The sequence below is a fragment of the Variovorax sp. TBS-050B genome (genome assembly GCF_029893635.1).
Taxonomy (GTDB): Bacteria; Pseudomonadota; Gammaproteobacteria; order Burkholderiales; family Burkholderiaceae_C; genus Variovorax.
The window spans coordinates 66,246-85,604 of the sequence record NZ_JARXYR010000002.1 but is presented as its reverse complement, the minus strand read 5'-3'; the positions used below and the strand labels follow the sequence as shown (position 1 = coordinate 85,604).

The 19,359-nt window shown below is 70.3% G+C and carries 23 protein-coding genes and 1 tRNA gene; 22 read left to right on the top strand and 2 right to left on the bottom strand.

Annotation, left to right across the window (positions count from 1 at the left end; genetic code table 11):
• The 8 genes from M2165_RS03225 to M2165_RS03190 are packed head-to-tail and all read left to right on the top strand — an operon-like array spanning window position 1 to window position 7,795.
• The gene (locus tag M2165_RS03225; protein ID WP_280813249.1) at window positions 1–1,056 is read left to right on the top strand and encodes a branched-chain amino acid ABC transporter permease; all 1,056 of its coding nucleotides are present in this window, start codon (window positions 1–3) and stop codon (window positions 1,054–1,056) included.
• A complete protein-coding gene (locus tag M2165_RS03220; protein WP_280813248.1) occupies window positions 1,053–2,912 on the top strand; it encodes a branched-chain amino acid ABC transporter ATP-binding protein/permease in 1,860 nt (619 codons plus the stop codon). Before M2165_RS03225 ends, M2165_RS03220 begins: the two co-directional genes overlap by 4 nt.
• Window positions 2,909–3,640 carry an ABC transporter ATP-binding protein gene (locus M2165_RS03215; RefSeq protein ID WP_280813247.1) on the top strand — a complete coding sequence of 244 codons (732 nt, stop codon included), beginning with the start codon at window positions 2,909–2,911 and terminating at the stop codon, window positions 3,638–3,640. The genes M2165_RS03220 and M2165_RS03215 overlap by 4 nt, the downstream gene beginning before the upstream one ends.
• A complete protein-coding gene (locus M2165_RS03210) occupies window positions 3,630–5,255 on the top strand; it encodes an ATP-dependent acyl-CoA ligase (RefSeq protein ID WP_280813246.1) in 1,626 nt (541 codons plus the stop codon). Before M2165_RS03215 ends, M2165_RS03210 begins: the two co-directional genes overlap by 11 nt.
• Entirely contained in the window at window positions 5,252–6,001 is a 750-nt protein-coding gene (locus tag M2165_RS03205) for an SDR family NAD(P)-dependent oxidoreductase (RefSeq protein ID WP_280813245.1), read from the top strand. The genes M2165_RS03210 and M2165_RS03205 overlap by 4 nt, the downstream gene beginning before the upstream one ends.
• Before the next feature lie 53 nt (window positions 6,002–6,054).
• On the top strand, window positions 6,055–6,831 hold the full coding sequence (locus M2165_RS03200) for an SDR family NAD(P)-dependent oxidoreductase (RefSeq protein ID WP_280813244.1): 777 nt from the start codon (window positions 6,055–6,057) through the stop codon (window positions 6,829–6,831).
• Complete coding sequence (locus tag M2165_RS03195) at window positions 6,831–7,367, top strand: MarR family transcriptional regulator (protein ID WP_280813243.1); 537 nt, start codon at window positions 6,831–6,833, stop codon at window positions 7,365–7,367. The genes M2165_RS03200 and M2165_RS03195 overlap by 1 nt, the downstream gene beginning before the upstream one ends.
• Window positions 7,364–7,795 (top strand): thioesterase family protein, encoded by a 432-nt coding sequence (locus M2165_RS03190; protein WP_280813242.1) that lies wholly within the window; start codon window positions 7,364–7,366, stop codon window positions 7,793–7,795. The genes M2165_RS03195 and M2165_RS03190 overlap by 4 nt, the downstream gene beginning before the upstream one ends.
• Before the next feature lie 6 nt (window positions 7,796–7,801).
• On the opposite strand, the gene M2165_RS03185 is transcribed toward M2165_RS03190, so the two are convergent.
• Window positions 7,802–8,191: a hypothetical protein gene (locus M2165_RS03185; protein ID WP_280813241.1), complete on the bottom strand. Its 390-nt coding sequence runs from the start codon at window positions 8,189–8,191 to the stop codon at window positions 7,802–7,804.
• A gap of 524 nt (window positions 8,192–8,715) precedes the next feature.
• Between M2165_RS03185 and M2165_RS03180 the strand changes: the two genes are divergently transcribed.
• Window positions 8,716–8,931: a short-chain dehydrogenase gene (locus M2165_RS03180; RefSeq protein ID WP_280813240.1), complete on the top strand. Its 216-nt coding sequence runs from the start codon at window positions 8,716–8,718 to the stop codon at window positions 8,929–8,931.
• Between the two features lie 361 nt (window positions 8,932–9,292).
• Here M2165_RS03180 and M2165_RS03175 read toward each other — a convergent pair.
• Window positions 9,293–9,368: transfer RNA gene (locus tag M2165_RS03175), tRNA-Lys, on the bottom strand.
• A gap of 136 nt (window positions 9,369–9,504) precedes the next feature.
• Here M2165_RS03175 and M2165_RS03170 point away from each other — a divergent pair.
• The 13 genes from M2165_RS03170 to M2165_RS03110 all read left to right on the top strand — a co-directional run bounded on the left by M2165_RS03170 (window position 9,505) and on the right by M2165_RS03110 (window position 19,351).
• Complete coding sequence (locus M2165_RS03170; RefSeq protein ID WP_280813239.1) at window positions 9,505–10,209, top strand: SDR family oxidoreductase; 705 nt, start codon at window positions 9,505–9,507, stop codon at window positions 10,207–10,209.
• Between the two features lie 226 nt (window positions 10,210–10,435).
• Window positions 10,436–10,582: a hypothetical protein gene (locus tag M2165_RS03165; protein WP_280813238.1), complete on the top strand. Its 147-nt coding sequence runs from the start codon at window positions 10,436–10,438 to the stop codon at window positions 10,580–10,582.
• Window positions 10,583–10,622: 40 nt separating this feature from the next.
• Window positions 10,623–11,207 carry a prepilin peptidase gene (locus M2165_RS03160; RefSeq protein WP_280813237.1) on the top strand — a complete coding sequence of 195 codons (585 nt, stop codon included), beginning with the start codon at window positions 10,623–10,625 and terminating at the stop codon, window positions 11,205–11,207.
• Between the two features lie 42 nt (window positions 11,208–11,249).
• Window positions 11,250–12,086 (top strand): Flp pilus assembly protein CpaB, encoded by an 837-nt coding sequence (cpaB, locus tag M2165_RS03155; RefSeq protein WP_280813236.1) that lies wholly within the window; start codon window positions 11,250–11,252, stop codon window positions 12,084–12,086.
• Window positions 12,087–12,110: 24 nt separating this feature from the next.
• Window positions 12,111–13,643, top strand: coding sequence for a type II and III secretion system protein family protein (locus tag M2165_RS03150; protein WP_280813235.1), 1,533 nt, complete (start codon window positions 12,111–12,113; stop codon window positions 13,641–13,643).
• A gap of 11 nt (window positions 13,644–13,654) precedes the next feature.
• Window positions 13,655–13,930: a hypothetical protein gene (locus M2165_RS03145; protein ID WP_280813234.1), complete on the top strand. Its 276-nt coding sequence runs from the start codon at window positions 13,655–13,657 to the stop codon at window positions 13,928–13,930.
• Window positions 13,931–14,081: 151 nt separating this feature from the next.
• Window positions 14,082–14,291 carry a Flp family type IVb pilin gene (locus M2165_RS03140; protein ID WP_280813233.1) on the top strand — a complete coding sequence of 70 codons (210 nt, stop codon included), beginning with the start codon at window positions 14,082–14,084 and terminating at the stop codon, window positions 14,289–14,291.
• Between the two features lie 85 nt (window positions 14,292–14,376).
• The gene (locus M2165_RS03135) at window positions 14,377–14,553 is read left to right on the top strand and encodes a Flp family type IVb pilin (RefSeq protein ID WP_280813232.1); all 177 of its coding nucleotides are present in this window, start codon (window positions 14,377–14,379) and stop codon (window positions 14,551–14,553) included.
• Window positions 14,554–14,582: 29 nt separating this feature from the next.
• Window positions 14,583–15,854: a pilus assembly protein TadG-related protein gene (locus M2165_RS03130; RefSeq protein WP_280813231.1), complete on the top strand. Its 1,272-nt coding sequence runs from the start codon at window positions 14,583–14,585 to the stop codon at window positions 15,852–15,854.
• Window positions 15,855–15,858: 4 nt separating this feature from the next.
• Window positions 15,859–16,320, top strand: a complete 462-nt coding sequence (locus M2165_RS03125; RefSeq protein ID WP_280813230.1) for a TadE/TadG family type IV pilus assembly protein — start codon at window positions 15,859–15,861, stop codon at window positions 16,318–16,320.
• Window positions 16,317–16,748: a pilus assembly protein gene (locus M2165_RS03120; protein ID WP_280813229.1), complete on the top strand. Its 432-nt coding sequence runs from the start codon at window positions 16,317–16,319 to the stop codon at window positions 16,746–16,748. Before M2165_RS03125 ends, M2165_RS03120 begins: the two co-directional genes overlap by 4 nt.
• 23 nt (window positions 16,749–16,771) lie before the next feature.
• The gene (locus M2165_RS03115; protein WP_280813228.1) at window positions 16,772–17,923 is read left to right on the top strand and encodes an AAA family ATPase; all 1,152 of its coding nucleotides are present in this window, start codon (window positions 16,772–16,774) and stop codon (window positions 17,921–17,923) included.
• A 54-nt stretch (window positions 17,924–17,977) separates the two neighbouring features.
• On the top strand, window positions 17,978–19,351 hold the full coding sequence (locus M2165_RS03110; RefSeq protein ID WP_280813227.1) for a CpaF family protein: 1,374 nt from the start codon (window positions 17,978–17,980) through the stop codon (window positions 19,349–19,351).
• Window positions 19,352–19,359 lie beyond the last annotated feature (8 nt).

The window sequence follows — 19,359 nt, the reverse complement described above, 5'->3', positions numbered from 1 at the left end:
ATGACCTGGGACGTGGCATTGATCCTCGTCACCGACGGCCTGGCCAACGGTGCGGTCTATCTGCTGGCCGGGCTCGGGCTGGTGCTGATCTTCTCGGTCACCCGCGTGGTGTTCGTGCCCTTCGGCGACCTCGCGGCCTTCGCGGCGCTGTCGCTCGCGGCCTTCGAGACCGGCCGCGTGCCGCCGACCATCGGCCTGGTCGCGGTGCTGGCCGCGCTGGCGCTGGCCACTGAGATAGGCAGCCTGCTGCGCCGCGGCGAGGCCGCACGCATTCCGAAGGCGCTCCTGACCTGGGGCGTGCTGCCCGCGGTGCCCTGCGTGCTCGCATGGCTGGCGGCGCGGCCCGGCGTGCCGGTGGCGGTGCACATCGCGGTGGCGGTGCTGCTGGTGGTGCCGATGGCGCCGCTGCTCGCGCGCGTGGTGTTCCAGCCGATCGCCGATGCGTCGGTGCTGGTGCTTTTGATCGTCTCGCTCGCGCTGCACTTCCTGCTCTCGGGCCTGGGCCTGCTGTTCTTCGGGCCCGAGGGCTCGCGCACCACGCCGCTCACGAGCGCGATGTTCACGCTCGGCGACGGCTTCACGGTCAGCGGCCAGGTGGTGCTGATGGTGGGCGCGGCGATCGTGCTCAGCGGGCTGTTCTTCCTGGTGTTCGAGCGAACGGTGGCCGGCAAGGCGCTGCGCGCCACGGCGGTCAACCGCGTCGGTGCGCGGCTGGTCGGCATCCGGCCGGTGCGCACGGCGCTGCTGGCCTACGGCTGCGCCTCGCTGCTGGCGGGCCTGATCGGCGTGCTGATCGCGCCCGTGACCACCATGTACTACGACTCGGGCTTCATCATCGGCCTCAAGGCCTTCGTGGCCGCGATCATCGGCGGGCTGGTGAGCTACCCGATGACCGCGCTCGGTGCGCTGGCGGTCGGCGTGGTCGAGAGCTTCGCTTCGTTCTGGAGCGGCGCGCTCAAGGACGTGATCGTGTTCAGCCTGCTGATCCCGGTGCTGATGCTGCGCTCCTTCCTGGCAGCCCACAGCGAAGAGGAAGAAGACGAGGTGGACCAATGAACGACAAGCTCCGCATGCGCCAGTGCATGGTCTGGGTGGGCGCGGTCGTCGCCGTGCTGGCGCTGGTGCCGGCGGTGGCGGGCAGCTTCACCGTCTCGCTGCTCAACGACATCGGCATCGGCGCGCTGGTGGCGCTGGGCCTGGTGCTGCTCACCGGCGTGGGCGGCGCCACCTCCTTCGGGCAGGCGGCCTTCGTCGGCATCGCGGCCTATGCCACCGCGTGGCTCACCACCACGCAGGGCCTGTCGCCGTGGGTCGGGCTCGTGTTCGCGCTGCTGCTCACGGGCCTGTCGGCGCTCGCGATCGGCATGCTCACGCTGCGCCTCGGCGGACACTTCCTGCCGCTCAGCACCATCGCCTGGGGGCTGTCGATCGCGATGCTGTTCGGCAACGTCGATGCGCTCGGGCGGCACACGGGCCTGTCGAACATCCCGGCGCTGCGCATCGCGGGCTTCTCGCTCGCCGATCCGCGCGCGATGTACTACCTGATCTGGGCCGTGGTCGGGCTGGCCTGCCTGTTCAGCCACAACCTGCTGCAATCGCGGCCCGGCCGTGCGATCCGCGGCCTGCGCGGCGGCGCCACGCTGCTCGCGAGCGTGGGCGCCGATGCCTACCGCGTGCGGCTGTCGCTGTTCGTCACGGCCGCGCTGTTCGCCGGGCTCGCGGGCTGGCTCTATGCGCACATGAACCGCTTCGTCAGCCCCTCGCCCTTCGACGTGCGCGCGAGCATCGAGTATTTGCTGATGGCGGTGGCCGGCGGTCTCGGCCAGCTCTCGGGCGCGCTCGTGGGCGCGGCGCTGGTGCTGGTGCTCAAGAACGGCCTGCAGGACGTGCTGCCGATGCTGACGCAGCGCGCCGGCCAGCTCGAGGCCGTGGCCTTCGCCACGCTCTTCATCCTGCTGCTGCACTTCGCGCGCAGCGGGCTCATGGGCCTCTTGCGGCGCTGGCGCCTGCGGCGCGCCGGCCCGCCGGTCGCCTCGCGCCACGACGCGCCCGCGGTGGCGCCGCTGCCGCATCGCGCACTGCCGGCGCGCGGCACGCCGGTGCTGTCGGTGCAGGGCGCGGTCAAGCGCTTCGGCGGGCTGGTGGCGGTGAACGACGTGAGCTTCGACGTGAACGCCGGCGAGATCGTCGGCCTGATCGGACCCAACGGCGCGGGCAAGTCGACCATGTTCAACCTGCTGACCTGCACGCTGCCGATGACGTCGGGCCAGGTGCGCTTTCTCGGCCGCGACATCGCCGGCATGCCGCAGCGCGCGGTGGCGCGGCTGGGCCTGGCGCGCACCTTCCAGCACGTGAAGCTGCGCCCGCACATGAGCCTGCTCGACAACGTGGCGCTGGGCGCGCATGCGCGCACGGGCGCCGGCATCCTGAAGGCCGGCCTCCGGCTCGACCGCGGCGAGGAGATGCAGATCCTGCAGGAGGCGCAGCGGCAGCTCGACCGCATCGGCCTGGGCGACCGCGCGCACGAGCTCGCGGGCAGCCTGCCGCTGGGCACGCAGCGCATCCTCGAGATCGCACGCGCGCTCGCGGCCGACCCGGTGCTGCTGGTGCTGGACGAGCCCGCGGCCGGCCTGCGGCGCAAGGAAAAGATGGCGCTCGGCGAGCTGCTGCGCAAGCTGCGCGAGGAGGGCGTGACCATCCTCATCGTCGAACATGACATGGACTTCGTGATGAAACTCGTCGATCGCCTCGTGGTGATGAACTTCGGCGCCAAGCTGGTGGAAGGCGTGCCCGCCGCGGTGCGCGCCGATCCGCGCGTGCAGGCCGCCTACCTGGGCAGCGTGGTGGACGAGGCGCCGGCGGCAGCCGCCGCCCCGACGGGCGCGGTGCGCAGCATGGAGGTCCTGTCATGACCGCGATGCTGGAGATCGGCGACCTGCACGTGTCCTACGGCCAGGTCGAGGCGGTGCGCGGCGTCTCGCTGGCTTTGCAGCCGGGCCAGATCATCTCGGTGATCGGCCCGAACGGCGCGGGCAAGACCACGCTGCTCGCAGCCGCGATGGGCCTGCTGCCGTGCCGCGGCACGCTGCGTTTCGAGGGCGAGGACCTGCAGGGGCTCGACGTCGAGGCGCGTGTGGAGCGCGGCCTGTGCCTGGTGCCCGAGAAGCGCGAGCTGTTCGGCGAGCTCACGGTGCTCGACAACCTGCAGCTCGGCGCCTACGCCAAGCGGCTGCGCGGCGATGCGATGAAGCGCAGGCTGCAGTCGGTGTACGACCGCTTCCCGCGGCTCGCCGAGCGCCGCGCGCAGCGCGCCGACACGCTCTCGGGCGGCGAGCGCCAGATGCTCGCGGTGGGCCGCGCGCTGATGTCGGCGCCGCGCCTGTTGATGCTCGACGAGCCCAGCCTCGGCCTCGCACCGCTGATCGTGCGCGACATCCTGTCGATCGTGCGCAAGCTGCGCGAGGACGGCGTCTCGATCCTGCTGGTCGAGCAGAACGCGCGCGCCGCGCTCGAGACCTCGGACCACGGCTATGTGCTCGAGACCGGCGAGATCGCGCTCTCGGGCGCCTCGGGCGAACTCGCGGGCGATCCGCGCGTGCAGGCCACCTACCTCGGCGGGGGCACGCACGATGACGCATAACGCCGCGCCGCGCAGCGTGCCACCCGCCGCGCGCACGCTGCCGGACATGCTGCGCCGGCAGGCGGCGCTGTTCGGCGCACGGCCGCTGCTGCGCATCGGCGACCGGCGCTGGTCCCATGCCGGTGCCGCCGGGGCCGCCGCCGCCCGCGCGGGCGTGCTCGCACAGGCCGGCATCGCGCGCGGCGACCGCATCGCGCTCATGTGCGGCAACCGCATCGAGTTCCTCGAAACCTTCCTCGGCGCCGGCTGGCTCGGCGCGGTGACGGTGCCGGTCAACACCGCGTCGATGGGGCCGCAGATCGGCTACTTCCTCGCGCACAGCGAAGCCCGGCTGCTGGTCATCGAGGCCGGTTTTCTCGAGCGGCTGAACACCGCGGACCTCGCGCGCACGAAGCTCGAGGAGATCTGGATCGTCGGCGAGCCGTCGGCCGGCAGCGATGGGACGTGGCAGGCGCCCGCAAGCATGCGCGTGCGGACCTGCCCCGCAGGTGCCACAACGCCCGTTGATGCGGCGCCGGTGCAGCCCGGCGATCCGCTCGCGATCCTCTACACCTCGGGCACCACGGGGCCGGCCAAGGGCGTGGTCTGCCCGCATGCGCAGTATTTCTGGTGGGGCGTGCACAGCGCCGAGGTGCTCGGCGTGGGCGCCGACGACGTGCTGTGCACCACCTTGCCGCTGTTCCACATCAACGCGCTCAACACCTTCGCACAGGCCGCGCTCACGGGCGCCGAGGCGGTGTTCGAGACGCGCTTCTCGGCCTCGGGCTTCTGGCCCGCGATGCGCGCGAACGGCGCCACCGTGGTCTATCTGCTCGGCGCGATGGTGCCGATCCTGCTCGCGCAGCCGGCGGGCGAGGCGGAGCGCGGCCACCGCGTGCGCATCGGCCTCGGGCCCGGCGTGCCGGCGGCGGCGGGGCAGAGCTTCTTCGAGCGCACCGGCGTGCGGCTGCTCGAAGGCTACGGCTCGACCGAGACCAATTTCGCGATCGCGACCGCGCCCGACTCGCCGCGCGGCGGCGTGATGGGCTGGCTGCGGCCGGGCTTCGAGGCGCGCGTGGCCGACGAGGACGATGCGGCGCTGCCGCCCGGCGAGGCCGGCGAACTGCTGCTGCGCGCCGACGAACCCTATGTCTTCGCGAGCGGCTACTTCCACATGCCCGAGAAGACCGTCGAGGCCTGGCGCAACCTCTGGTTCCACACCGGCGACCGCGTGGTGCGCGATGCCGACGGCGCCTTCCGCTTCGTCGACCGCATCAAGGACGCGATCCGCCGCCGCGGCGAGAACATCTCGTCCTTCGAGGTCGAGCAGGTGCTGCTGAGCCATCCGGCCGTGGCGGCCTGCGCCGTCTATCCCGTGCGCTCGGAGCTGGCCGAGGACGAAGTGATGGCCGCGCTCGTCGCGCGCGAGGGCGAGCGCATCGATCCGGCCGACGTCGTGCGCTTCTGCGAAAGCCGCCTGCCTTACTTCGCGCTGCCGCGCTACGTCGACCTGCTGCCCGACCTGCCGCGCACCGAGAACGGCAAGGTGCAGAAGTTCAGGCTGCGCGAGCGCGGCGTGGGCCCGGGCACCTGGGACCGCGGGCCGGCGGCACGCCCGGCCGCGAAGCTGGCATGAGCCTGCTCGCCGGCCGCACCGCCTTCGTGACCGGCGCCGCGCAGGGCCTGGGCGAGGCGATCGCGCGCGGCCTGGCGGAAGCGGGCGCGCGCGTGGTGCTCGCGGACCTCGATGGGGCGGCCGCCGAGCGCGCCGCCGCCCGCCTGCGCGCCGCGGGCGCAGAGTGCCTCGCGATGGCACTCGACGTGCGCGACGAGGCGGCGTTCGCGCGCTGCTTCGACATGGCCGTGGCGCAGTTCGGCGCGGTCGACCTGCTCGTCAACAATGCCGCGCGCACCGCCTTCACCTCGGTCTGGGACATCGGCGCGGACGAGTGGGACGACGTGCTCGCGGTCAACCTGCGCGGCAGCTTCTTCGGCTGCCGCATCGCGGGGCGCCACATGCGTTCGCGCGGCGCCGGCCGCATCGTCAACCTCGCCTCGCTGGCCGGGCAGCAGCCCAGCGCCGCGACGGGCGCGCACTACGCGGCCAGCAAGGCGGCGCTGCTCGCGCTGACGCGCAGCTTCGCGCAGGAACTCGCACCGCATGGCGTCACGGTCAACGCCGTGGCACCGGCCGCGGTGCGCAGCCCCGCGCTCGATGCGCTGGAGCCGGCGCGGCAGCAGGCGCTGCGGCAATCGATCCCGCTGGGGCGCTTCGGCGAGCCGGAGGAGGTGGCAGCTGCGGTGGTCTACCTCGCGTCGCCCGCGGCGGCCTTCGTGACCGGCGCCACCCTCGACCTCAACGGGGGGCGCTTCATGCGCTGAGCGGGGCCATCGCGGCGGTCCGCTAAAATAGTTCAGTACTAAACATTTCAGGTATGAACGCAAATCCACTCGCCGGGCGCCATGCCCTCGTCACCGGCGCCGCGCGCGGCATCGGCGCCGAAATCGCCCGCACCCTCGCCGCCGAAGGCGCCACCCTCACATTGCTCGGCCGCGACCTCGACGCGCTGCAGCGCCTGGCCGCGACGCTCGCAGGCCAGGGCCACGGCGCGGCGGTGGCCGACGTGGCCGACGAGGCCGCCGTGCGCACGGCCTTCGCGCAGGCAGCCAAAGAGCGCGGGCCGGTCGCGATCCTCGTCAACAACGCCGGCGCCGCCGAGAGCGCGCCCTTCCTCAAGACCTCGGCCGCGCTCTGGCAGCGCATGCTGAGCGTGAACCTGACCGGCACCTTCCTCTGCACCCAGGCCGCGCTGCCCGGCATGCTCGACGCGGGCTGGGGCCGCATCGTCAACATCGCGAGCACCGCGGGCCAGAAGGGCTATGCCTACGTGGCGGCCTACACCGCGGCCAAGCACGGCGTGATCGGGCTCACGCGCGCGCTCGCGCTCGAAGTGGCGCGCAAGGGCGTCACCGTGAACGCGGTCTGCCCCGGCTACACCGACACCGACATCCTGCGCACGAGCGTGGCCAACGTGGTCGGCAAGACCGGCCGCAGCGAAGCCGATGCGCTGGCCGAGTTCTCGAGCGTCAATCCGCAGAAGCGCATCGTGCAGCCGGCCGAAGTCGCCGATGCCGTGCGCTGGCTCTGCGGCGAGGGCGCCGGCGCCGTCACGGGGCAGTCGATCTCGGTCTCGGGCGGGGAGGTGATGTGATGGCGATGCGCCACGATGCCTCGCATGCCGCGCTCAGCGACGCCGAGGAGCTCGGCCACGAGGCGCGCGCCGGCCGCGAGGACCACGCGATGCTCAAGCTCTGGCTGCGCATGCTGGCGAGCACCACGCAGATCGAGGCCGAGATCCGGCGCCGGCTGCGCGAACGCTTCGGCATCTCGCTCGCGCGCTTCGACTACATGGCGCAGCTCTACCGCTACGAAGAGGGCCTCAAGATGCGCGTGCTCTCGCGCTACCTGATGGTGACGGGCGGCAACGTCACCGGCCTGACCGACGAGCTCGAGCGCGAAGGCGTGGTGGTGCGCACGCACAGCCCCGACGACCGGCGCTCCTGGATCGTGAGCCTCACGCCGCGCGGCCGCACGAGCTTCGAGGCCATGGCCAAGGAACACGAGCAGTGGATCCTGGAGATGTTCTCGGGCCTCGACATGAAGACCGTGAAGCAGATGCATGCGCAGCTCGGGCTGCTGCGCGTGCACGTGATGCGCAGCGATGCCGCGGCGGAGGACGCCGCATGAGCGCGGCCGAGTTCCGCCGCGCGCGCATGGTCCGCTTCTCGGACTGCGACCCCGCCGGCATCGTCTTCTATCCGCAGTACTTCGTGATGCTCAACGGGCTCGTCGAGGACTGGGTGAGCGAGGGCCTCGGCATCGACTACCACGCGCTGATCGCCGAGCGTCGCATCGGCCTGCCGACGGTGCGGCTCGAAGCCGACTTCCGCGCCGTGAGCCGCATGGGCGACCACGTGATGCTGGGGCTCTCGGTCGAGCGGCTGGGTTCGCGCTCGCTGGCGCTCGCGCTGCGCTGCTTCGATCCGGCGAGCGACGAACTGCGCATGCAGCTCAAGCAGGTGCTCGTGACCACCTCGCTCGAAAGCCACCGCGCGGTGGAGATTCCCGACGACCTGCGTGCGGCCGTGCTGCGCGGCTTCGCGCCGGCTGCCTGAGCCGCCTCAGGGCGCGCCCGGTTCACCGGCTTCGCGCAGGCGCTGCCGCAGCCAGCCGCTCAGTTCCTTCTTTCCCTTCGCATTGGACTGCCGCCAGGCCTCGCGCGCGGCCGCGACGAAGCGTTCCTCGGCCGCGTCGGGCAGCTCGCTCGCGAGGTCTTCGCGATCGAGCCATCCGGGCTCGACCTCGCAATGCCGCTCGATCTGGCGCGCGAGCTTGTCGCCGATCGGCCGGGCGCTCTTGATCTGGCTCCACATGCTCGGCGAGATTTCGATCTTCCTCGCGAAGGCCTGGTCCAGGCCCTTGGCGGGCAGGCCGGCCGCGATGGCCCCTTCGAGAAAACGGCGGTGCAGCGCAAGAACATTGCGGCGGCGCGCGACGGTGGGATTGGGCACTCTGTTTGAAAACAACAACAAGACGAGAAAAGATTGTCCCGGTTGTTGACGCTGCCGTAAACACTATTTACAGTCCGGCTCATTCGCGGTTCATACCGCCCATGTCTTCTCCCGGCAACCCTCCGCCAGGACGCATCGTGACCAACGCACGCCATCTCACCAGCATTCGACCCGCTTCGGGCCGATCGCTCGTGCGCGTTGCCGCGTTCGAAGTTCAGATGCCACCGGGCGGAGGTTGCGCGTAGCGCAGACCTTCCAAGCGCTCTTCACCAGAGGCCCGGACACCGCAAGGTTCCGGGCCTCTTCGCTTTTTGTTTGTTTGTTTTTGTCGGCCATGCCATTTCGGGTGTGCCTTCGCCACACCGCCAGTTCCAGCCGCGTCGACGGCCTGGCGGGATGTGCAGGAAAGTGGCCCGTTCCTGTGCAGCGACGTCGGACGGGGCGGCAGCATGCAGGTGCTGCCGTCCGTCGCGCGAGGACACAACCGAAATGGCGCCGCCGGCCCCACCCTGAAAGGAGCCGCCATGCGCAAGCGCAGCAACACCCCGTTCCGGAGGATCACCGCCGTTCGCGCCTCGCTCGCGCGCGAGCGGGTGGCGCAAGCGCTGGCACGGCGCCTTGCCGCCGCTGCCTCGACCCGTGCGCCCGATGCGCGCACCGACGCTTCACGCGCGCCGCCGTTGCCGGGCATCGACCACCTCGATCTCGATCAGCGCGTGCGCCTGGTCGGCGAGTGGTAGCGACGGCCCGCGCTGCGGCGGGAAAGCGCAGGCCAAAAAAAACCCGCCGGAGCGGGTAAAAAATCAGCTTGCGCTTCGGGCGCGAAGTTTCCGATCGGCCTTGTGGTTGTTCTTCTTCCGGGCGATGCGTGACAGCAACCCGCAAGATGCCACGCCGAACCCCGTCCTCGCGTAGGCGACCGCCCGGCGCCGGTGCACACCGTCGAGCAAATCGTGAAATAGTGCCGTTCTGCTGAAAAAATCGCAGTCGCGCATGCGGCGCAGCGGCGGCCCAAGTGCCTGCGGGCGGGCAGGGCGCGCTGCACCGCGCGGCCATGAAAAAAGCCTGCTACCGGTGAGGTAGCAGGCTTTTCATGTTGGTTGGTGGGCCCTGAGTGACTCGAACACTCGACCTACGGATTAAGAGTCCGCTGCTCTACCAACTGAGCTAAGAGCCCTTGCTTTTCAAACGTCTGGCGTTTTTTGGCAAGACCGCAAGTATAGCGTAAAAATTCGGGGGCTCAACGATTTTGTGCGCGGCGGGTTAGCATTCGTCATCACAGACGGGCCGCGCCCTTCATCAGGAGAACTTCCATGACAGACACCAGCACCATTCCGCACGTGGTGATCACCGGCGCCGCAGGCGCGCTGGGCCGCGCGGTGGTCCAGCATTTTCTGGCGCAGGGCGCGCGCCTCGCACTGATCGACCACCGTGCCGATCGGTTGAGCGAGACCTTCCCCGGCCTCGACAACTCGCAGCACCTGCTGCTGCAGGCCGACGTGACTTCGACGGCCGAGCTGTCGGCCGTTGCGGCGCAGACGCTCAAGGCCTTCGGCCGCATCGACGCGCTGGTGCACATCGCGGGCGGCTTCGAGATGGGCGAGGCCACGCATGCGCTCACGCGCGCGAGCTGGGACCGGATGATGGACCTGAACGCCTGGTCCTTCGTGGCGGTGACGCAGGCGGTGCTGCCTTCGATGATCGAGCGCGGCGCGGGCCGCATCGTCGCCGTGAGCGCCAAGGTGGCGGCACGCGGGCTGCCGGGCATGGCGGCCTACATCGCTTCGAAGAGCGCGCTGCAGCGGCTGGTGGAAGCCATGGCGGCCGAGGCCGCGCCGCATGGCGTGGCCATCAACAGCGTGGCGCCGGCCGTGCTCGACACGCCCGCGAACCGGCAGGCCATGCCCGACGCCAACCCCGCCGAATGGGTGTCGACCTCGGTCGCGGCAGAGACCATCGCCTTCCTCGCGTCACCCTCGGCGGCGGCGCTGCACGGGCAGCACCTCGCGCTCGACTGACGGGCACGAGAACCCGACGGCAGCCGAAGAAAAAGGGCCCTGGCGCAATGCCAGGGCCCTTTTTCCTTGCGCCCGCGCAGGCAGGCGCTTTGTCATGGTCGCGCCGGAGCCGGCCGGGGCGCTTGTCTCCCTGGACAAAGGGGCGCAGCGCTCATGTGCGCGCGCCGGGCGATTCCTACAGTGACCCCACGGCAAAACGCCCGATCCACATCACCGGGGAACACGCATGGAACCGATCAACCTGCTGCCAAGAACTTTCCTGAACCTGCTGCGCGAGGACGCGGGCATGTCGTTCATGGAGTTCGCCCTCATCGGCTCGCTCGTGCTGGTGGTGTGCCTCTTGTTGCTGCTGGCGCTCCGGCGCAGCGCCTGAGCTGCTTCGGCCGCAGCCAACCACGACGGACGCACGCACCATGCGCGAACTCGACGCCTTCCTCGACCTGCTCACCATGCTGGCCACGGACTTCCGCATGGGCGGGCTGCTCGTGCTGCTGCTGATGGCCGCGGTCAGCGACTGGCGCTTCTACCGCATTCCCAACTGGCTCACCTTCGGCGGCATGGTCTTCGCGGTGATCTACGGCACCTTCGCGGCGCGCACGCCCGCGGCCGGCGCCTCGCTGGCGCTGGGCGGGCTGGCGACCGGCTTCGCGATCATGCTGCCGTTCTACCTGCTCGGGATCATGGGCGCGGGCGACGTCAAGCTGATGGCGATGGTCGGCGCCTTCCTCGGGCCGTACCAGACGCTGGTCGCCATTCTGTTCACCTGCATCGCCGGCGGCGTGGCGGCGATCGCCTTCGCGCTCCACCGGCGCCGCCTGTGCCACATGCTGTCCAACGTGAAGCATGCGGCGCAGGGCCTCGTCGTCTCGGGCATGGCCGGCGTGCGCCCGAGCGCAACCGTCGACCCGCGGCAGTCGATCGGAAAGCTGCCCTACGGCATCTGCATCTGCGCGGGGACCGTTGCCGAGATCCTGGCGCACCAGCTGGGCTACGTGTAGCCCGCCCCTTCGTCCATCCCTCCAATCCTCGCGGAGACTCGCATGAAAAACATCAAGGCGCTCGGGCTGCTGCTGCTGGCCCTCCTGACCGGCCTCGCGGCCGCCATCTATGCGACGGGCTGGGTCTCTCGACAAGGCGGCATCGCTTCCAACAAGGTGATCGTGGCCGCGGTCGACATCGAGCTCGGCAGCCGGCTCAACCCGCAGATGCTCTCGGTGATCGACTGGCCCAGCGGCTCGGTGCCGACGGGCGCGTTCAAGGATGCCAAGTCGCTCGAGGAGCGCGTGGTCAGGGTCGGCGTGCTGCGCGGCGAGGCGATCCTCGAAGGCAAGCTGGCGCCCGTCGGCACCAAGGGCGGCCTCTCGGCGGTGATCGCGAGCGGCAAGCGCGCGATGACGGTGCGCGTCAACGACGTGGTCGGCGTGGCGGGCTTCGCATTGCCCGGCAACTACGTCGACGTGATGGTCAACGCGCAGCAGGACAAGGCGCGCGGCGAGGAGGCCAGCCAGATCAGCAAGACCGTGCTCGAGAAGGTGCTGGTGCTCGCGGTCGCGCAGGAGGCCAACCGCGACGAGACCAAGCCGAAGGTGGTGAGTGCGGTGACGCTCGAACTCTCGCTCGAGGATTCCGAGAAGCTCGATCTCGCGCGCAGCGTGGGCACGCTGTCGCTGGTGCTGCGCAACCAGATGGACCGGACCACGGTGGCGACCGCCGGCATCACCAAGGGCCAGCTCTTCGGCGACAAGCACATCGTGCCGGTCTCCACCGCCGCACCGGCGCCACCGGTGCGCGCGCCGCGGCCCGCGACCGTCGTCGCGCGGCAGCCCGAGTGCGTGGAAGTGATCCAGCACGCGGCGCGCTCGCTCACCTGCTTCTGATCCGAACACCCGGAGGAACCCCAAGTGCAACACCTCACTTCCTCACGCGCCGCGCTGCTCGCGGTGCTCGCCATGCTGGCCGCACCCGCGGGTGCGGCCGACGTGGCGGCGCCGTCGCCGGTGCCGGTCGCGGCCACGCAGCCCGTCGCCGCTGCGGCGCCCACTGCGCCTGCCGCGCCCGCTGCCCGGCGCTGCACCGCCATCATTCCGGACGACGAGCCGACGCGCGCGGTGCTCGGCAAGTCGGTCGTGATTCCGCTGCGCACGCGCGTGGCGCGCATCGTGGTCAGCGGCCAGCCGCCCGGCGGCGGCGCGATGGTGCAGCCGGCCGCGGCGGCGCAGCCCGCGAATGCCGCCCAGCCGGCCGCCGCCATGCGCAACACGGGGGAGGGGATCGCCGACGTCGACGTCATGCTGCTGAGTCCCACCGACCTGTTCTTCCGCGGCCGCCAGGCGGGCTCGATGAACGTGGTGCTGCAGAGCGCCGACGGCACCTGCTACATCAAGGACGTGATCGTCACCATCGACCCGGGCGCGCTGCAGGCCAAGCTCGCCGAGCTGATGCCGGAGGAAAGCCGCATCCGCGTGCGCAGCGCCGAGCGCTCGATCGTGCTCACCGGCGAGATCAGCGATGCGCTCAAGCTCGACGACGTGATGAGCCTGGCCTCGGCCTACGGTGCCGACGGCAAGAAGGTGGTGAACCTGCTGCGCGTGGCGACGCCCCAGCAGGTGATGCTCGAAGTGAAGATCGCCGAGGTCAGCAAGACGCTGCTCGACCGGCTGGGTGCGCGCGTCGGGCTGCGGCGCTTCGGCAACGGCGGGCTCGACAACTACACGCTGATCTCCGACTTCCTGAGCGGCGGCGCGGGCCTGCTCGAGGCCTTCCGCATCGGCCGCACCACGGTCGGCCTCGACGGCCAGAAGGACGACGGCCTGGTGCGCATCCTCGCCGAGCCCAACATCATGGCGATCAGCGGCCAGCCCGCGAGCTTTCTCTCGGGCGGCAAGATCTTCATTCCGGTGGCGCAGAACGCGACCGGGCGCAACAGCGCGACCATCACGCTCGAGGAGAAGGAGTTCGGCATCGGCGTGAAGTTCACGCCCACCGTGCTCGGCGGCGGGCGCGTGAACCTCAAGATGGTGTCGGAGGTGTCGGACCTCTCGCAGACCGGCTCGCCCTTCACCACCATCAACGGCCAGACCGCGGTGCTGCCCTCGCTCACGGTGCGGCGCGCCGACACCACGGTGCAGCTCAACGACGGCCAGAGCTTCGTGATCGCGGGCCTGATCAAGAGCAACGTCACCGAGACCGTGAAGCGCTACCCCGGCCTCGGCGAGGTGCCGGTGATGGGGGCGCTGTTCCGCAGCACCGAGTTCCAGAACGACCAGACCGAGCTGATGTTCGTGATCACGCCGAGGCTGGTGCGCCCGCTCGCCGAGGCGCCGCGGCTGCCTACCGACAACCACGTGGTGCCGAGCCGCATGGAGGTCTACATGAACGGTGCCCTCGAAAGCGCCACCCCCGCACCGGTCGCGCCGGCCGGCAACACCCAGTGAGGAGCACCGCCATGTTCAAGGCCACCACGCTCGCGCTCGTGCTCCTCGTGGGCACCGGCTGCACCCATGTCACGCCCCACTACGACGCGCGCTTTGGCGACGCGGTGCGCGGCGCCCGCCAGCAGATGACGCTCAACCCCGATGCGGGCAGGAGCGCCGACCCGGCCGTGGGCATGGATGGGCGCGCGGCGCGCGAGTCGATGCAGCGCTACCAGGACTCCTACAAGAAGCCGCCGCCGGTGGTCAACGTGATCAACATCGGCGGAGCGATCGGCGGCGAGAAGTAGCCAGCCACCGCTCCTTTCCACCCAACCGCTTTGCACGAAAGGAGAGGCCAACGCGCAGACACCACTCTCTTTCCAAGCCATTCATTCATCCATTCATTCGTTGACTCACCCACGAGATCCATTTCTCGACCGGTACTTGAAAGGAAAAATCATGAAAAACGTTCTTCAGGCCCTCGGCCAATCGACCCGCGGCTTCCTGCGCGACGAAGAGGGCGCACAGGTCGTCGAGTACGCGCTGATCATCGCCGTCGTTTCGATCGCGCTGGTCGTGGCGCTCAAGGGGCTCACCGCCAATGACGGCAGCTTCTCCGACTTCATCGAGCGCGTGAACGTCTGTCTCACGACGAGCGACTGCAAGTAGGTGAAAGCGCGGACGGGGCCTATCGCTGCCTCCGTCCGCCACCGTCGCCACGCCATGCAATCCAACAACTGAACGGGTGATCGCCATGCTCAAGTCATTCCTGCAGGACGAATCGGGCGCGCAAGTGGTGGAGTACGCGCTGATCATCGCGGTCATCTCGATCGCACTCGTGCTCGCGCTGCAGCCGGCGACGATCGCCGCCGACTTCGACAGTTTCATCGTGCGCGTCGCCGCCTGCCTCGGCAGCGGGCCCTGCGTCTGAGGCGCACGCATCCAGCCACGGAACCGGTCATGCAAGTCCGCCGCCCTCATCGCCGCCAGCGCGGCGCCATGATCATCACGGCCGCGCTGTTCCTGCTGTTCCTGCTCGGCTTCATGGGCATCGCGCTCGACTTCGGCCATCTCTTCGTCGTGCGGACCGAGCTGCAGACGGCCGTGGACAGCTGCGCCCTGGCCGCGGCGCGCGAGCTCGACAAGCAGCCCACCGCGATCGCCCGTGCGCAGAGCGCGGGCCAGACGGCCGGCAACGCGAACCGCGTGAACATGCAGTCGGCCACCTGGAGCGGGAAGGGCCAGATCGTCCCGGCGGAGATCACCTTCCGCGATGCCGCCTATGCACCCACCACCGACCCGCTGCAGGCGCGCTATGCGCAGTGCGCCCACACGCAGCCCGAGATCGCCGTCTGGCTCATGAAGGCCATGGGCGCGTTCTCGGGCGACACCGCGGGCAATCCCGCCACGCGCAGCGTGTCCGCGAGCGCCGTGGCCACGCGGGCGAGCGCGCAGACCACCTGCCCGGTGCCGGTCGCGCTCAAGCCCAAGGGCGGCGGCAGCGCGCCGAACTACGGCTTCGTGGTCGGCGAATGGGTGGAACTGATCCAGGCGCAGAACGCGGCGGCGGGCGGCCAGATCGGCTGGGCGAACCTCGACGGCAGCAACAGCGCCTCCGAAACCGAAGACGAGCTCAACGGCCACTGCGGCACGAAGGTGGGCGACACGCTCGGCACGCCCGGCGTGCAGACTTCGGTCGCCGACGTCTGGAACCAGCGCTTCGGCATCTACAAGAACAGCGGCAGCCCCGCCACCGGGCGGCCCGACTACACGGGTTACGCCTACACCGCGACCAACTGGCCCGCCAGGTTCAACGCCTACGACGGCAGCCCGGGCGCGGGCGCGCACGCGAGCGCGGCGAACTTCGTGACCAAGCGCGGCAGCTATGCGTCTTGCGCCGACACCGGCACCAACGTGAAGGGCGCGAACGGCTGCGAGGCGATCACGGGCCTGTCGCTCAACGGCTTCCAGAAGCTCGCGGCGCCCGGCAACGTGACGGGCGGCCACAGGCAGTACGGCCTCGACCGGCGCATCGTCACCGTGCCCGTGATCGACGGCGCCTCGCACGTGGTCGACTACGCCTGCATGCTGATGCTGCAGCCGCTGTCGATCCCGATGTCGAACGCCTGGCTCGAATTCCGCGGCAATGCCGGCGCCGTCGGCAGCCCCTGCACCACCAGCGGCCTGGCGGGCGGCACGGCCGGGCCGCTGGTGCCGGTGCTCGTGAGGTGATGCGATGCATGCCCGCACTTCTTCCAGGCAGATCGGCGCGGCGCTGGTCGAGCTCGCGCTCATCACGCCGCTGCTGCTGCTGCTGACCTTCATCACCACCGAGTTCGGCCGCGCCATGTACGAGTACAACAGCGTGGTCAAGGCCACGCGCGATGCGGTGCGCTACCTCTCGGTGCAGACGCCGGGCACGCACGTCGCCGAGGCGCGCAACCTCGTGGTGTACGGCAACACGGCGGGCACCGGCAGGGCGCTCGCGCGCGGCCTGAGCCTCTCGAACGTGCCGGCCGCGAGCTGCTGCGTGTGGGAGTCGGCCGGCGCGAGCCCGGTGATCACGACCGTGACGGTGCGCGTGAGCGGCTACACCTTCCATTCGCTGTTCCCCTCGGTGATGGGCCTGGTCTTCGCCGATGGGAACGGCGACCTCGTCTTCAGCGACATCACCGCGACCATGAGGGCGCCGTCATGAAGCCGCATCGCATGAAGGGCGCCACCACCGTGGAGTTCGCGCTCGGGCTGCTGGTGTTCCTGATGCTGGTGCTCGGCATCGTCGACTTCGCGCGCATGCTCTTCACCTGGAACGCCGCGAACGAGGCCACGCGCGCGGGCGCACGCTACGCCGTGGTCTGCGACGACACCGGGCAGCAGGCGGCGGTGCTCGCGCGCATGCAGGCCCTGCTGCCGCAGATCAGCACGGTGGACGTGGCCTGGATCCCCGCCGCCTGCACGGCCGCGACCTGCGAGGGCGTGACCGTGAGCATCACCGGGCTCGACTACCAATGGATCTCGCCGATCGTCGGTGCCGCGGCGCCGCTGATCCCGATGCCGGGCTTCTCGACCTTCCTGCCGCGCGAAGTGATGCGGGCCGATCCGCACAGCGCAGCCATCTGCTCCTGACCAGCCACGAAACGGACGCCGCCATGAAGATCTCGATCATCTCGCCCAACCCCGCGCACCTGGCCGACATGCGCCGCACGCTGGAGGCGCGCTCGCACCCGGTCTCGACCTTCGAGGGCGGCAAGAGCCGCATGCAGTGGGTGGTGGAACGCTCGGCGCCCGAGCTGCTGCTGGTCGACGGCATGTGCTGCGACCCGCAGGAACTGATGCTGGTCGAGCAGCTCACGCTGCGCCAGCCGGCGATCGCGGTGGTGCTGCTGTGCGCGATGCAGACGCCCGAGTTCCTGATCTCGGCCATGCGCGCCGGCGTGCGCGAGGTGCTCCCGTCGCCGCCCGAACCCGCGGCGCTCGAGGCCGCGGTGGAGCGCATCGCGCTCAAGCGCGCGGGCACGCAGGCGCGCGAGGCCGGGCAGGTGGTCGCCTTCCTGCCCTGCAAGGGCGGCAGCGGCGCGACCTTTCTCGCGACCAACATCGGGCACCAGCTCTCGCTGCGGCGCAGCGTGCTGCTGATCGACCTGAACCTGCAGTTCGGCGATGCGCTGTCGTACCTGAGCGACCAGCGGCCCACCGCCACGGTGGCGGACGTGGCGCGCGACATCGGCCGGCTCGACGCCTCGCTGCTCGCGGCGAGCACGGTGAAGGTGGCGCCGGGCTTCAGCATCCTGCCCGCGCCCGAGGACCTGTCGCGCGCGCTCGAGGTCAAGGCCGAGCACGTGGATGCGATCCTGCAGGTGGCCGCGGGGCAGTACGACTTCGTGCTGTTCGACCTGGGCCTGCGGATCGATCCGCTCGCGATCCGCGTGCTCGACCGCGCGGACCGGATCTTCCCGGTGCTGCAGCCCGGCCTGCCGCACATCCGCAACGTGACGCGGCTGATGCAGGTGTTCAAGTCGCTCGGCTACGCGGCCGGCAAGGTGGAGCTGCTGGTCAACCGGCACGACGCGCGCGGGGAGATCGGGCTGTCGCACATGCGGCGCTCGCTCGCGGGCGCCACGCTGGTCAGCGTGCCCGACGGCGGCAAGGACGTGGACGCCGCGATCACGCGCGGCGTGCCGCTGGCCGAGCTGTCGCGCGGCTGCCCGCTCGCGAAGCGCCTCGAGGACATCGCCCACACCCTGAGCCCGCGCCCGAAGGAGGCGACGGGCTTCATCGGCCGCCTGTTCCGGCGCGCCTGAGCGCGGCGCGGGCGGCGCATCGCGCTTTCGTTCTTCCAGCAAAGGCAGGTCCCCATGTCATTCCGAGAACAGTTCAATGCCATCGAAGCCGAACCGGCGATGCGTCCGCCGGGCCCCGCGCCGGCGGAGGCGCCGGTGTCGTCCTTCGCCTCCGACGCCTACAAGCTGCTGAAGGAGCGCATGCACCTGAAGCTGCTCGATCGCTTCGACCTCGCGGCGCTCGAGACGCTGAAGCCCGAAGTGCTGCGGCAGGAGATCTCGACCATGGTCGGCCGGCTGCTGCAGGAAGAGCCCGAGGCGCTCAACGACATCGAGCGGCGCACGCTGATCCGCGACATCCAGCACGAGATGCTCGGCTTCGGCCCGATCGAGCTGCTGATGGCGGACCCGACGGTCTCGGACATCCTGGTCAACTCGCACGAGCGGATCTACGTCGAGCGCAAGGGGCGGCTCGAGCTCACGGACGTGAGCTTCACCGACGAGAAGCACCTGCTGCGCATCATCGACAAGATCGTCTCGCTGGTCGGGCGGCGCATCGACGAGTCGAGCCCGATGGTGGATGCGCGGCTGCCCGACGGCTCGCGCGTCAACGCGGTCATCGCGCCGGTGGCGCTCGACGGGCCGATGATGTCGATCCGCCGCTTCGCGAAGGTGCCGCTGCGGATGGAGAACCTCGTGAACGACCTCAAGACGCTGACGCCGCAGATGGCGCAGATGCTCGAGGGCCTCGCGCGCGGCAAGACCAACATGCTGATCTCGGGCGGCACGGGCGCGGGCAAGACGACGCTGCTGAACATCCTCTCGGGCTTCATCCCCGCGAGCGAACGCATCATCACCATCGAGGACGCGGCCGAGCTGCAGTTGCAGCAGCCGCACGTGGCGCGCATGGAGACGCGGCCGATGAATATCGAGGGCAAGGGCGAGATCACCCAGCGCGCGCTGGTGCGCAACGCGCTGCGCATGCGGCCCGACCGCATCGTGATCGGCGAGGTGCGGGGCGCCGAGGCGGTCGACATGCTGCAGGCCATGAACACCGGCCACGAAGGCTCGCTCACCACCATCCACGCCAACACGCCGCGGGACGCGCTCGCGCGGCTCGAGAACATGATCGGCATGGCCAACCTCAACCTGCCGCACCGCACGGTGCGCCAGCAGATCGCCTCGGCGATCACGGTGGTGATCCAGGTGCTGCGGCTGGTCGACGGCCGGCGCAAGGTGACCAGCATCCAGGAGATCACCGGCATGGAAGGCGAGGTGGTCACGATGCAGGAGATCTTCGCGTTCCGCCAGACCGGCATGGCGCCGGACGGCCAGGTGCGCGGTTACTTCCATGCCACGGGGGTGCGCCCGAAGTTCGTCGAGCGGCTGCAGGCCCATGGGGTGGTGCTGCCCGACAGCATGTTCGACCCCGACAAGCACTACGAGTAGGAGGCCGC